The organism is Pelomonas lactea, from assembly GCF_043555885.1.
GTDB lineage: Bacteria > Pseudomonadota > Gammaproteobacteria > Burkholderiales > Burkholderiaceae_C > Pelomonas > Pelomonas lactea.
This window is the reverse complement of record NZ_JBIGHX010000004.1, coordinates 158813-171544: the sequence shown is the minus strand read 5'-3', so window position 1 is coordinate 171544 and position 12732 is coordinate 158813. Positions and strand designations below refer to the sequence as shown.

Sequence of the window (12732 nt, the reverse complement as noted above, 5' to 3'; positions counted from 1 at the left end):
AAAAAATGAACAGCCTCGATCTCCTCCGCCAACACACCACCGTCGTCGCCGACACCGGCGACTTCGACCAGCTCGCACAGTTCCGCCCGCAGGACGCGACGACCAACCCCTCCCTCGTGCTGAAGGCCGTGCAGCAGCCGCGCTACCGCACGCTGCTGGAGCAGGCCGTGGCCGCCCACCCGGGCGCCGCTGCCGGCACGGTGGCCGAGCATCTGCTGGTGGCGTTCGGCGTCGAGATCCTCAAGGTCGTGCCCGGCCGCGTGTCCACCGAGATCGACCCGCGCCTGTCGCACGACACGGCGGCGTCCATCGCCACGGCCAAACGCATCATTGAGCTCTATGCCGCCGCCGGCGTGCCGCGCGAGCGCGTGCTCATCAAGCTGGCGTCCACCTGGGCCGGCATCCAGGCCGCCCGCGAGCTGGAGCAGCAGGGCATACGCACCAACCTGACGCTGCTGTTCTGCCTGGCCCAGGCCAGGGCCTGCGCCGATGCCGGCGTGCAGCTGATCTCGCCGTTCGTCGGCCGCATCTACGACTGGTTCAAGAAGACCGCGGGCGGCAGCTGGGACGAGGCCGCGATGGCCGGCCCCAACGACCCCGGCGTGCGCTCCGTCGTCGAGATCTACCGCCACTACAAGCGCCACGGCATCAAGACCGAGGTGATGGCCGCGAGCTTTCGCAACAGCGGCCAGATCCTGGCGCTGGCCGGCTGCGACCTGATGACCATCAGCCCCGCGCTGCTGGCCGAGCTGCAGCAGGCGAACACGCCCGTCGAGCGCCGCCTGACGCCGGCGGCCACGACCGAGCCCGCACCGGCCGCGATGACCGAGGCCGAGTTCAACGGCGCGCTCGCCGCCGATGCGATGGCCCGCGACAAGCTGACCGAAGGCATCGCGCAGTTCATCACCGACACCGAAACGCTGGAACAGCTGATCCGCTCCATCCAAGCCTGAACACCATGCAAGACCTCACCCTCGCCGCCAACGCGCTGCGCATGCTCGCCATCGACGCCGTGCAGCAGGCCAACTCCGGCCACCCCGGCATGCCCATGGGCATGGCCGACATCGCCGCCGTGCTGTGGAGCAAGCACCTGCGCCACAACCCGGCCGACCCGACCTGGCCCGGCCGCGACCGCTTCGTGCTGTCCAACGGCCACGGCTCCATGCTGCTGTACGGCTTGCTGCACCTGAGCGGCTACGACCTGCCCATGGATGAGCTGAAGGCCTTCCGCCAGATGCACAGCAAGACGCCCGGCCACCCCGAGGTGGGCCTGACGCCCGGCGTCGAGACGACCACCGGCCCGCTGGGCCAGGGCCTGGCCAACGCGGTGGGCATGGCGCTGGCCGAGCAGCTGCTGGCGGCGGAGTTCAACGCGCCGGGCCACACGCTCGTCGATCACCGCACCTTCGTCTTCGTCGGCGACGGCTGCCTGATGGAAGGCATCTCGCACGAGGCCTGCTCGCTGGCCGGCACCTGGGGTCTGGGCAAGCTGGTCGTCATCTACGACGACAACGGCATCTCCATCGACGGCGACGTGAAGGGCTGGTTCGGCGACGACACGCCGGCCCGCTTCGAGGCCTATGGCTGGCGCGTGCTGCGCAACGTCGACGGGCATGACTTCGGTTCAATAGACGCGGCGCTGGCCACGGCCACGCAGGACGATGGCCGCCCCACGCTGATCTGCGCAAAGACCACCATCGGCAAGGGCTCGCCCAACAAGGCCGGCGGCCACGACGTGCACGGCGCACCGCTGGGCGCCGCCGAAGTGGCGGCCGTGCGCGCGGCCTTGAACTGGCCGCACCCGCCCTTCGTCGTGCCCGACGAGGCCCGTGCGCCGCTGGACGCCCGCGACCGCGGCACCACCGCACAGCGCGAGTGGGAGGCGGTGCTCGCCGCCCATCCCCGCGCGGCCGAGTTCATGCGCCGCGTGAGGGGCGAGCTGCCCACCGGCTTCGACGAGCGGGCCGCCGCCCAGCTCGCCGCCGTCGTCGCCAAGGCAGAGACCATTGCATCGCGCAAGGCCTCGCAGAACAGCATCAACGCGCTGGCCCCCGGCCTGCCCGAACTGCTGGGCGGCTCGGCCGACCTGGCACCGTCCAACCTCACGCAGTGGAAGGGCTGCACGTCCATCGAGAAGGCCGCCGCCGGCGGCAACTACCTGCACTACGGCGTGCGCGAGTTCGCGATGGTGGCCATCCAGACCGGCATCGCGCTGCACGGCGGCTACCGCCCCTTCGGCGGCACCTTCCTGATGTTCTCGGAGTACGCCCGCAACGCCATCCGCATGGCCGCGCTGATGCGCACCAACCCCATCTACGTCTTCACGCACGACTCCATCGGCCTGGGCGAGGACGGCCCCACGCACCAGCCGGTCGAGCAGGTCGCCACGCTGCGCCTGGTGCCCAACCTGGACGTCTGGCGACCGGGCGATGCCGTGGAGACGCTGGTGGCCTGGCAGACCGCCGTGCGCCACCGCCACACGCCGACGGCGCTCATCCTGTCGCGCCAGAACCTGCCGCACCAGCACCGCGACGAGCCCACGCTGGCCGCCATCCAGCGCGGCGGCTACGTGCTGGTGCGCGAAGCGGCCGACACGCCGCTGCAGCTCGTGCTGATCGCCACCGGCTCCGAGCTGGACCTGGCCGTGCAGGCGCAAAAGCGGCTGGCCGAGCAAGGCGTGAACGCCCGCGTCGTGTCGCTGCCCTCCTGCTTCACGTTCGAGCAGCAGGACGCCGCCTGGCGCGCCAGCGTGCTGCCCGCCGGCGTGCCGCGCGTGGCCGTGGAGGCCGGCGTGACCGGGCCGTGGCGCCAGTACGTCGGGCTGGAGGGCGCCGTCGTCGGCATCGACACCTTCGGCGAATCGGCGCCGGCCGCGGCGCTGTACGCACACTTCGGCGTGACGGCACAGGCCGTCGTCGACGCGTCGCTGCGCTGCCTGGGCCGCTGAGCGTCAACCCGCGCGGGCGCGCGCTTCGGCGTTGCGCTTGCGCGTGGCAGCGGCCTTCTTCGCCGATGCCGAGCGCTGGGCCGCCGTGCGGCTGGCCGAGGCCGCGGCACCCCGTTGCCCGCCCTTGCGCGCCGGCGCGGTGCTGACCGGCCGGCCGCGCCCCGACCCCGACTTCTTGCCGCCACCGCTCATCTTGTTCACGGTGGCCCACGCGCGGACTTGCGCCTCCTGCTCCGGCACGCCGCGGGCCTCATAGCCCGCCTCGATGTGCGCGGCCTGGCGTATCTGCTTGTCCGTGTAAGACGACTTGTCACCGCGGGGCATGGCATTCGCTCCAGAGCTGCGAGGCCCTCACCTTGCGGCCGCTGGCCCCCGGCAGGTGTAGGACGGTGCGCCGATGACCCGTCGCCTGACGACCGGCGAGCCCATGCCGTGAGGGAGCACCCTCGATAATCGCGGCGCCCCCCGCATGTTCGAGACGCCCCTTCACGATGGACAAATTCCTGCTGCAGCAACAGGTGCTGGCACGCCTCGCCGACGACCTGCGGCAGACCGAGGAGGCCGCGCGCGTGGCGCATGAGACCGCGACGCACGAAGAGAACATCGCCGAGAACAAGTACGACACGCTGGGCCTCGAAGCCGCCTACCTGGCCACGGGCCAGGCGCGGCGTGCCGAAGCCATCCGCGAGGCGATCGCCCACTGGCGCCAGTTCCGCCCCCGCGACTACGACGAGAGCCTCGGCATCCAGGTCGGCGCGCTGGTCTGCCTGGTCGACGCCCACGACAGGCAGCAGCAGCTCTTCCTCGGCCCGGAGGGCGGCAGCATGAAGCTGGGCAGCGGCGCCGAGCTCGTGCAGGTCATCAGCAGCCAGGCGCCGTTGGGCCAGGCCCTGCTGGGCAAGCGCGAAGGTGACGAGGTGGCGCTGCACGTGGCGCCCGCCCGGCTGCAGTTCGAAGTGCTGCGCGTGCAGTGAGCCACGCCCCATCCGCCTGATCGCCCGCCCGCACCCGCCTGCCCGCATGGACGCATCGACGCCGGCCCCACACACGCCCGCCTCTCCCCCAAGCCCGCAGCTGCCGCGGCTCTACACGTTCCGCCGCTGCCCCTACGCGATGCGCGCACGCATGGCGCTGCTGCAGGCGGGGCGGGATTTCGAGGCGGTGGAGGTCGCCCTGCGCGACAAGCCGGCCAGCCTGCTGGCCCTGTCGCCCAAGGCGACGGTACCGGTGCTGCAGCTGCCCGATGGCCGCGTCATCGACGAGAGCTGGGACATCATGCGCTGGGCCTTGGCCGCGCCCGACGCCGACGACGCGCGGGGCTGGTGGGTGCGGGCGCAGTCGCCCGAGAACCTCGACCTGGTGCAGCGCAACGACGGCGACTTCAAGCACCACCTGGACCGCTGGAAGTACCCGCAGCGCTACGCGGGTGACCCGCTCACGCCGGAGGCCCACCGCGACGCCGCGGTGGCCGTGCTGCTGCAGCCGCTGGAGGCCCGGCTGCAGGCCGCACCCTTCCTGGGCGGCGCCACGCCCTGCGCCACCGACCTGGCCGTGATGCCCTTCGTGCGGCAGTTCGCCGCCGTGGACCCGGCATGGTTCGCAACGCTGGCGGTGCCGTCGGTGCGGTCATGGCTGGAGGGCTGGCTCGTCGACCCGCTGTTCGTCGCCTGCATGCACAAGCTGCCGGCGGACGGCGTGCATCGCTTTCCCGTGCCGTGACCCCGGCCGCTCAATACAGCCGTACCGCCGTGTCGACATGCCACGTCCGCCGGATCTCGACGACGTCGTAATCGCGCAGCAGCGCCGGCGGGAATGCGGGGTAGTTCTCCAGGCTGCGCACGATGCGCGTGATGGCTTCGTCGACGGCCGGCACGCCGCTGGAGCGCACCACGGTGACGGCTTCCACCGAGCCGTTGCTGCGCACGGCCACGGTGATGACGGCGTCGCCTGCGGGCTGGCGGGTCAGCTCGCGCAGCTGCTCGGGGCTGAGGTTGTTCTCGATCTTGCGCGCCCAGGCTTCGCCATAGGCGGCCAGCTCGGCATTGGCGTCGATGCGGCCGAACAGCCGGCCGCGGCGGGCCGGGGCCCAGTCGGGGCGCTGGCGTTCGGCATCGCGGCGGGCGGCCTCTTCGTCGAGCTGGCGGCCGATGGCGCGCTTGCGGGCTTCGCGCTGTTCTTCCTCGGCCCGGGCCAGCGCCTTCGCCGCGGCCAGCTGGTCGGCGGCCTGGCGTTCGGCGGCGAGGCGGGCCGCCTCGCGGCGCGCGGCGTCGGCGCGCAGGGCGTCCAGCCGGGCCGCCTCGGCGCGCGCGGCCTCCTGGCGGGCCGCTTCGGCGCGGTCGGCGGCCTGCTTCAGCGCGTCCAGCCGCGCGGCTTCCAGGCGCTGGGCGCCCTGCTGGGCCTGCTGGCGGGCGGTGTCCAGCTGGGCCAGCTCGCTGGCGCGCTCGCCATCGGCGCGGGGGCGCAGCCCATCGGCGGCGCGGCGCAGGCGTTCAAGGCCCGGCGCCGAGGCCGCGCCCAGCGTGGAAACGACGGCGGCCGGCAGCGCGGCAGCGTCGGGCCGGGCCGCGTCCAGCCACGCGCGCTCGCCGCTCAGTCGCAGCGCGTCGCCGCGGCGCAAGGTCTCCAGCGCGGGGGCGGAAGCCGCCGACAGCATGCCCACGGCGGCAACGGGGCGCGGCGGCTCCAGCGCGGCAAGCTCGGCCACCGGCTCGGTGCGCAGGCGCAGCGAGTCGCGGGCGCGCGCCAGCGTCTCGACGACCGGGCTGGATGCGGCGGCCAGCGACGCGACGGCGGCCGTCGGCACGGCGGACGCGGCGGGCACGGCGAAGGCGGCGTCGCGCCGCGGCACGGCCAGCAGCGCGCGGGCCACGGCGGCGGGCGGGTCGAGGTCGTCGGCCGACAGCAGGTGCACCTCGGCCGCGCCGGGCTCGGGCGACGTCTCGGCCGTTGCCGTGTCGGCCGGCACTGCGGCCGTGGCGTCGTCTCCGGCCGCATCGGGCGGTGCGGGCGCGACGGGCGGTGGTGCCGGTGGGGATGCCAGCTGCACGCGCAGTTCGGGCACTTCGACGCGGCGCGTCTGCCACGGCAGCTCCAGGCCCGGCAGGCCCACGCCGTCGCCGAAGCTGAGGCTGAGCAGCAGGCCGTGCACCAGCAGCGACGCCACCAGCGCCGGAGGCAGCCGCCAGCGGCGGCGCGGCCAGGCGGCAGCCATCACGCCCATGCCGCGCTGCCCTGACCCGAGTGGATGTCGCTGAACCTCATCGGCGCGATTGTCGGCGCGGGGCTGCGGTCGGGCGGGCGTGGCCGCCCCCTCAAAGCCGGGTCGGCGTCAGTCGTTGCGCGGGCCGTGGTCGTGGCCGTCCCAGCAGCCGTGGCCGTCCTCGGGCTGCCAGCCGACCCGGATCAGCGTCGCCGCGGCGCCGGCCGACGCAGCGGCGCGCGGGTCCAGCGCCTTGTCGATGACGTCCACCAACCCGCGCAGGTGGGCTTGGCGCGTGAAATCGCCCCGCGCGGCCGCAGCGGCGATGACGCCCTTGAGCGCGCGCATCTCGGCGCGCACGCCGGGCTCGCTGTCGTCCAGGCCCAGCGGGTTGCCGGCGGCCAGGCGGGCCGCCAGCGTCTCGACGTAGTGGCGCTGCAGGCCACGCCGCGGCGCGGCAATGGCGGCGGCGCCACCCAGCTCGGTGAAGACGCCGCGGCGCAGGTCGGCCAGCAGGTCGGCCAGCCGGTAGGCGCGCGCGCCGAGCTGGGCCTCCTGGGCCATCAGCCGCTGCGTGCGCTGCGGGGACAGCAGGTAGCGCAGCAGGCTGCGCTGGCTCATGCCCAGCGGCAGCGACGCCCCCGTGGCGCCCAGGCGTTGCACGATGGCCGGGTCCAGCATCCACGGCGGCGTGGCCAGCATCTGCTCGGCCAGGAACTGCATCGCCCGCACCTGGCGCTCGCGCGGCACGGGCTGGGCGATGGCGCCGGGCTGGTCGTTGTGCTTGTTCTGCACCTCGTAGCCGCCCACGACGGCCACCACGTGCGACAGCTCGCGGCCCCATTGCTGCCAGGTGGCGCGGTACAGCCGCTCCAGCAACTGGTCGTCGCGGCCGTCCTGCGGCACGGCGTCGGGCAGCATCTTGATGACGCGCTGCAGGTTGCGCAGGCCCAACCCGGTAGCGGCCACGGCGTCGGCATCGCCCACGGCCTCCAGGTTCTCGCCGACGTCGCCGCCCTCGCTGCGCGGTGCGTCGAAGCGCAGCCACGGCGTGGTGGCCTGCTCGCGGGCCCACAGGTTGAGCTGCTGGCGCTCATCGTCGGGCGTCTTGGCGCTCGGGATGGGCATGTAGCCCCAGCGGGTGGCGAAGACGTCGTAGGGGCCGATGCGCGGGATCAGCAGCGCGGGGTCGACGCCGTCCTGCGGCTGCACGACGTAGTTGAAGCGGCTGTAGTCCATGATGGACGGCGTGTGCCCCATGGTCTTGAGCCATTGCGGGTCGCGCAGCTTGTCCACGGGGTACAGCGAGCTGGCCTTCATGTTGTGCGGAAAGCCCAGCGAATGCCCCACCTCGTGCGTGACGACGAAGGCCACCAGCTCGCCCATCAGGTCGTCGGGCAGCGGCAGCTTGCGCGCGCGCGGGTCCAGCGGGCCCACCTGCGTGAGGTACCAGTCCTGCTGCAGCTGCAGGATGTTGTGGAACAGCACGACGTTGGCGTTCAGGATCTCGCCGCTGCGCGGGTCGGCCAGGTGCGGGCCGTAGGCGTTGGCGATGGGCGACGGCACCCAGCGGATGACGCTGTAGCGCACGTCCTCGGGGTCGAACTCGGGGTCTTCCTCGGCCGTGGGATAGGGGCGCGCCTGCACGGCGTTGCTGAAGCCGGCGGACTCGAAGGCGGCGTTCCAGGCCTCGACGCCCTTCTTCACGTAGGGCACCAGCGCGGTGGGCGTGGCCTTGTCGATGTACCAGACGATGGGCTTGACGGGGTCGCTGACGGCCGCCGCCGGGTCCTTCTTCTCCAGCCGCCAGCGCGTGATGAGGCGCTCGCGGCGGGCCTCCTGCAGGCCCTGGCCGAAGTCCATGCGGCTGACGCTGAGGAAGCCCACGCGGTCGTCGAACAGGCGCGGCATCATGGGCTGCTCGGGCAGCTGCACGATGTTGTAGGCCAGGTTCAACGACACGCTGCGCGCCGGCAGCATGGGCGGCGCCAGCATGGCCCCGGGCAGCGTGGGCGTGGGCAGCGGCGAGACGGTGTAGGTCTGCACGGCATCGACGCGGATGCTGCCAGGGAAGGCCTTGGTCTTCTCGACATAGCTGCGGCTGCTGTCCAGGTTGCCCCGCACCATCGCGCGGGCGCTGAAGTCGCCCACCTCGGCGCTGAACAGCCGCGACACCTCGATGACCGGCGCACCGCCCTTGCCGTAGGCCTCGACCGGGAACACGGCCAGGATGGCGTCGCGCTGCGACTGGCTGACGGCCTCGGCCAGCACGTTTCCCGGCGCGGTCACGGCGGCATGCGTGACGAGCTGCAGCAGCACGCGGTTCTGGTGCAGCACGAAGCGCAGCACGTCCTGGTTCAGCGTGCGGCCCACATGGTCCTGGCCCGCCGGCACGGCCGTGGCGTTGGCCACCATCAGCAGCGGCTGCTCCAGCAGCGCCTTGGGAATCTCGAAGTACAGCTTGTTCTTGACGCTGTGCACCGCAAACAGGCCTTGCTGCGTCTTGGCCTCGGCGGTGATGACCTTGTCGAACGGCTTGGGCTCGCTCGGGTCGGGCAGCGCCAGCGCGGGCCGGGCGGGCACCGTCGGCGCGGACGCCGCCGGTGCGGCGGGTGCAGGCGGCGTCTGCGCGAGGGCATGGCCGGTGGCCAGCGTGAGGGTCAGCAGCGCGAGCCGGGCCAGGCTGCAGGTGGTTCTTGTCATGTCATCCCTGAAGTTGCGCGCACCACGGTGCGCGGCGCCGATGTTAGGGATGCCTGCCGCCGCCAACGGCGCACGGCGATGAGATTTTTCCCCTCACCAGGCCTTGAACCGCCCCGTGGTGTGCAACAGGTTCATGAACTGCAGCAGGCCGTCGTAGTAGCGCCACTGGCCCCTGGGCGGGTCCAGTGCCCAGAGGGCGTTGACGAAGGGCGCGGCCTGCGCCGGCTCCACGAGCAGCGCGGCAACGGCATTGCACGAGATGAGCCCCTTGGATGGCTCGTCGTTCAGCGGCCTGCCGTCCACCGTGTAGAGATGGGTGTAGGGCTGCTTCTGCGCGGCGAAGAAGGTCAGCAGCCGCTGGCTCAGGCCCGCGGCGGCGGGGTTTCTGCCCCACCAGGCCTGATCCACGCTCCAGTTCACCGCGGTGCGGAAGGCGTCGTAGCGGAAGTCCTCATGGCCGTCCAGCACCTTGGGGCGGCCGTCGAAGTGCGCGTAGTCGGGCGTGAGGCCGGTGCGCGGATGGGCGGCCTTGGAGAAGTAGGCACGGCTGATGTCGGCGATCTCGCGCCAGCGCTGGCGGTCCTCGGCCTTGGCGGCGCGGCGGGCCCAGAGTTCGTAGAAGGCCGGCAGGTGGTAGGACGGGTCGCTGAACTCGGCCGCATCGCCCACCGGCACGAAGACGACCTGGCCGTGCTGGGGCGAGAAGATGGAGCGGGCCCCCTGCACGATGCCGCCGTTCATCGTCTCCTTGTGCAGCATGGCGGTCAGGAGTTCCTGGGCCTGGGCGTTGTAGTCGTAGATGCCGGAGCCGTTGCCGAAGCGCGAGGCCGCCATCAGCAGCGCAGTGGCGAAGTACTCCTCGCCGTCGGACGCCGGCACGGCGTCCTTGCCGAAACCGGCGCAGCCTTCGGGCTTGCACTGCCAGCGGAAGTAGCTCTGGCGCGGGCCCGAGCGGTAGCGCATGTGCGTCCACGTCCAGTTCCACAGCGCGTCGAACTCGGCCTTGCGGCCCATCTGCACGGCCACCATCATGCCGTAGGACATGCCCTCGCTGCGCACATCGTTGTTGCCGATGTCCATCACATAGGCCGCCGGGCCGTCGGGCGTGGCGGCGGCGGGGTAGAAGATGCGCTGGTCCTTGCCGCCCTCGAACAGCGATTGCCAGTAGCCGTCCAGCTTGGCGGTGATGTCGCCCTCGGTGATGTCCGGGCGCACCTCGCGCAGCAGGTTGCGGTACTGCCCGGTCAGCGCGGCGGCGGGGGGCGCGGGCGGCGCCACCGTCGTGGTGAGGATGACCGGGCCGAGCGCCACGCGCTGCAGCACGGCGTTGTCGTCCAGGCGCCAGATGCGGATGACGCGGCGCCCGGGGCTGACCCCGTTGAACCTGGCGGTCAGGCGGAATTCGTTGTCGATGACCGCGCGCGCCCAGTCCTTCTCGGCGCGGCTGTTCTCGGGGCCGGCGGTGGGCTGCAGGTTCAGCACCAGTTCCTGGGGCGGCAGGTCGTCAATGCCCACCGCGATGCGGATGCCGCCGCGCCGGTGCGTGTCCAGCGTCGGCACCATCGTCAGGCTGAGATCCATCGCACCGCCGCGCCGCACGTCCACGTCGTACTCGAGCCGGACGCCGTCGGCCACCGTCGTGGGCGCGCGCCCTTGCGGCAGCGCGGTGACGGCCCCCTGGTATTTGCCCAGGTTGGGGATGGCCGTCCACGCCAGGCCCTGGGCATTGACGGCGCGGCTGAACTGCGTCGCCTCCAGCGTGATGAAGTCCCGCAGGGCTTCGCCGGGCTTGAAGCGATCCAGCTGGGCCTGCACCGTGGTGTCGTCCGGCGCCACGCCGGGCAGACGCTTCACTTCGGGCATCACGTCCTGGGGCGGCTGCTGCCAGCTGGTGTAGCCGATGTGGGTCTGCAGCATCATGCCCGCCCACTTGCCGCCGGCCAGCGCGTGGTACTGGTCGGCGAGCGCCCGGTCACGCCGGAACGCGGCCTCGGCCCGGTCGGCAAAGACGTTGGCGCGGACATCGCCGGCCTTGGCCAGGCTGCGGTTCGTGGCCACGGCGCCGTAGAGGCGGTACAGGTTGGCCAGCGCCAGCACCGGGTGCTCGACGAGCTGGAAGAACGCGTCCCGCTGATCGGGCCGCAGCGCCTCGCGAACGCGGGCGACACGCGCCTCCAGCGCCGCCCATTCGGCGATGCGATCGCCGTAATCACCGCCATTGAGCGCATCGCCCACGGCACCGCCCACGGCAAACGTGCCAGCGTCCAGCAGCTCGGGCTTGCGGCGCGCGGCGTACTGGCTGTAGCGCGTGACGATGTCGCCGATCTCGGCCGCCTGCGCCGAGCCGAACGTGGCTGTTGCCCAGTCCTTCGGGTACGCCTTCAGCGCGTCCGGCGTCATGGCCTGGGGCGCCCAGGCCATGTCCAGGAAGAAGTGGATGGGGAACTCCATCGGCTTGATGTCGCCGACGTTGACGATCCACAGCGCGTCGGCGCCATGCTCGCGCGCCAGGTCCATCTGCTGCCAGGTCTTCTCGATCTGGTTGGTGTTGAGCCACTTGTAGTTGCGCGGCCCGCCGACGTAGTCGAAGTGGTAGTACACGCCGTAGCCGCCGGGGCGCTTCGCGTCGCGTGCGGGCAGGCGGCGGATCTGGCCCCAGTTGTCGTCGGCGAACAGCAGCAGCACGTCGTCGGGCACCTTCAGCCCCGCGTCGTAGTAGTCCTGCACTTCCTTGTAGAGCGCCCACATCTGCGGCGTCTTCTCGGCGGGCCGCTTCGTGACGTCGGCAATGATCTGGCGCTGGTCCTTGACGATGGTCTCCAGCAGCGCCGTCGCCGTGTGCTCGCTCATGGGTTCGTCGCCATCACCACGCATGCCCACGGTCACCAGCGTGTCGAACGCCGAGCCGTCGGGCCGCCCCATCATGCGCTGGATGCCGCCGCGCCAGAACTCGCGCAGCTGCGGCGCGTTCTTCGTGTAGTCCCACGCGCCGCCCTTGGCGCGCTGCCACTCGTCATGCGCCCGGCTCATCGGCTCGTGGTGGGAGGTGCCCATGACGATGCCCATCTCGTCGGCCAGCACCATGTTCCTCGGGTCGTCGGCGTTGAACGCGCGCGGCGGCCACATGGCCGGCCACAGGTAGTTGGCCTTCAGCCGCAGCAGCAGCTCGAACACGTGCGCATACATCTTCGCGTTGGCGCCGCCGAACTTCGCCTGCGCCCAGGTGCTGAGCGCGGGCGCCTCGTCGTTGATGAAGATGCCGCGGTACTTGACGCCCGGCTCGTCGCCGCGCTCGCCGGCAGTGACGAACAGCTGGGTCTGCGTGGCCACCGGCACGTCCGCCCACCACTGCCAGGGGCTGACGCCCATGCGGGCCGACACGTCGTAGGCGCCGAACACGGCGCCGCGGCGGTCCGAGCCGACGATGACCAGCGCACGCTCCACGCCCACGAAGGGCTTGTCGACGACCACCTGGCGGTAGGCCTCCCAGCGGCCCTGCAGGCCGTCGAGCCGCAGCTTGCCGCTCTTTTGCAGCGCGTCGATCAGCGGGCTGCGGCCCAGCTCGCCGATGACGACCACGTCGCGCGCCACGCGCGGCAGTTGCGCCAGCAACGGCGCGGGCCGGCCGGCCACGCGGCCCAGGTCGCCCGCGAAGCTGCGGCCCACGTGCTGCAGCGCCGGGTCGGCGCCGGCCTCGACGACGACGGCCGCCGGCTGGCCCGCGCGCACCAGCGCCAGGCTGCCCGCCGCGTCGCGGGCGCAGACGCTTGCCGGCGTGTCGCAGGCCCAGGCGCTGGTGCCGGCCAACGCCCACCCCAGCGCCAGCAATTTGAACCGGGGCCACCAGGCGCGGGCACCAGCGTGGAGAATGGAGATCATGGCT

Annotated in this window: 8 protein-coding genes; 4 read left to right on the top strand and 4 right to left on the bottom strand. The window is 72.3% G+C overall.

Translation table 11 applies throughout. The features are described 5' to 3' along the window. Window positions 1–5 precede the first annotated feature (5 nt). Together tal and tkt are read left to right on the top strand one after the other, a co-directional pair. Window positions 6–953 carry a transaldolase gene (gene tal / locus ACG04Q_RS13460; protein WP_394511448.1) on the top strand — a complete coding sequence of 316 codons (948 nt, stop codon included), beginning with the start codon at window positions 6–8 and terminating at the stop codon, window positions 951–953. 5 nt (window positions 954–958) lie between these two features. Then, window positions 959–2947 carry a transketolase gene (tkt, locus tag ACG04Q_RS13455; RefSeq protein WP_394511447.1) on the top strand — a complete coding sequence of 663 codons (1989 nt, stop codon included), beginning with the start codon at window positions 959–961 and terminating at the stop codon, window positions 2945–2947. A 3-nt stretch (window positions 2948–2950) separates the two neighbouring features. Here the strand turns inward: tkt and ACG04Q_RS13450 are convergent, their stop codons facing one another. Continuing rightward, window positions 2951–3271, bottom strand: a complete 321-nt coding sequence (locus tag ACG04Q_RS13450; RefSeq protein WP_394511446.1) for a plasmid stabilization protein — start codon at window positions 3269–3271, stop codon at window positions 2951–2953. Between the two features lie 167 nt (window positions 3272–3438). Between ACG04Q_RS13450 and ACG04Q_RS13445 the strand changes: the two genes are divergently transcribed. Continuing rightward, window positions 3439–3921, top strand: coding sequence for a GreA/GreB family elongation factor (locus ACG04Q_RS13445; RefSeq protein WP_394511445.1), 483 nt, complete (start codon window positions 3439–3441; stop codon window positions 3919–3921). Window positions 3922–3967: 46 nt separating this feature from the next. Beyond that, on the top strand, window positions 3968–4666 hold the full coding sequence (locus ACG04Q_RS13440; RefSeq protein ID WP_394511444.1) for a glutathione S-transferase: 699 nt from the start codon (window positions 3968–3970) through the stop codon (window positions 4664–4666). A gap of 10 nt (window positions 4667–4676) precedes the next feature. Here ACG04Q_RS13440 and ACG04Q_RS13435 read toward each other — a convergent pair whose 3' ends face one another. From ACG04Q_RS13435 to ACG04Q_RS13425, 3 genes are all read right to left on the bottom strand, one after another. Next, the gene (locus ACG04Q_RS13435; RefSeq protein WP_394511443.1) at window positions 4677–6158 is read right to left on the bottom strand and encodes a TonB family protein; all 1482 of its coding nucleotides are present in this window, start codon (window positions 6156–6158) and stop codon (window positions 4677–4679) included. A gap of 117 nt (window positions 6159–6275) precedes the next feature. Then, window positions 6276–8849 (bottom strand): zinc-dependent metalloprotease, encoded by a 2574-nt coding sequence (locus ACG04Q_RS13430; RefSeq protein WP_394511442.1) that lies wholly within the window; start codon window positions 8847–8849, stop codon window positions 6276–6278. Between the two features lie 93 nt (window positions 8850–8942). Beyond that, window positions 8943–12728, bottom strand: coding sequence for a glycosyl hydrolase family 8 (locus ACG04Q_RS13425; RefSeq protein ID WP_394511441.1), 3786 nt, complete (start codon window positions 12726–12728; stop codon window positions 8943–8945). Between the last annotated feature and the right edge of the window lie 4 nt (window positions 12729–12732).

Bases quoted from the DNA above. Each gene is read 5' to 3' on its own strand.
- tkt (WP_394511447.1), top strand. From the start codon at position 959: ATGCAAGACCTCACCCTCGCCGCCAACGCGCTGCGCATGCTCGCCATC.
- ACG04Q_RS13450 (WP_394511446.1), bottom strand. From the start codon at position 3,271: ATGCCCCGCGGTGACAAGTCGTCTTACACGGACAAGCAGATACGCCAG.
- ACG04Q_RS13440 (WP_394511444.1), top strand. From the start codon at position 3,968: ATGGACGCATCGACGCCGGCCCCACACACGCCCGCCTCTCCCCCAAGC.
- ACG04Q_RS13445 (WP_394511445.1), top strand. From the start codon at position 3,439: ATGGACAAATTCCTGCTGCAGCAACAGGTGCTGGCACGCCTCGCCGAC.
- ACG04Q_RS13425 (WP_394511441.1), bottom strand. From the start codon at position 12,728: ATGATCTCCATTCTCCACGCTGGTGCCCGCGCCTGGTGGCCCCGGTTC.
- ACG04Q_RS13435 (WP_394511443.1), bottom strand. From the start codon at position 6,158: ATGGCTGCCGCCTGGCCGCGCCGCCGCTGGCGGCTGCCTCCGGCGCTG.
- ACG04Q_RS13430 (WP_394511442.1), bottom strand. From the start codon at position 8,849: ATGACAAGAACCACCTGCAGCCTGGCCCGGCTCGCGCTGCTGACCCTC.
- tal (WP_394511448.1), top strand. From the start codon at position 6: ATGAACAGCCTCGATCTCCTCCGCCAACACACCACCGTCGTCGCCGAC.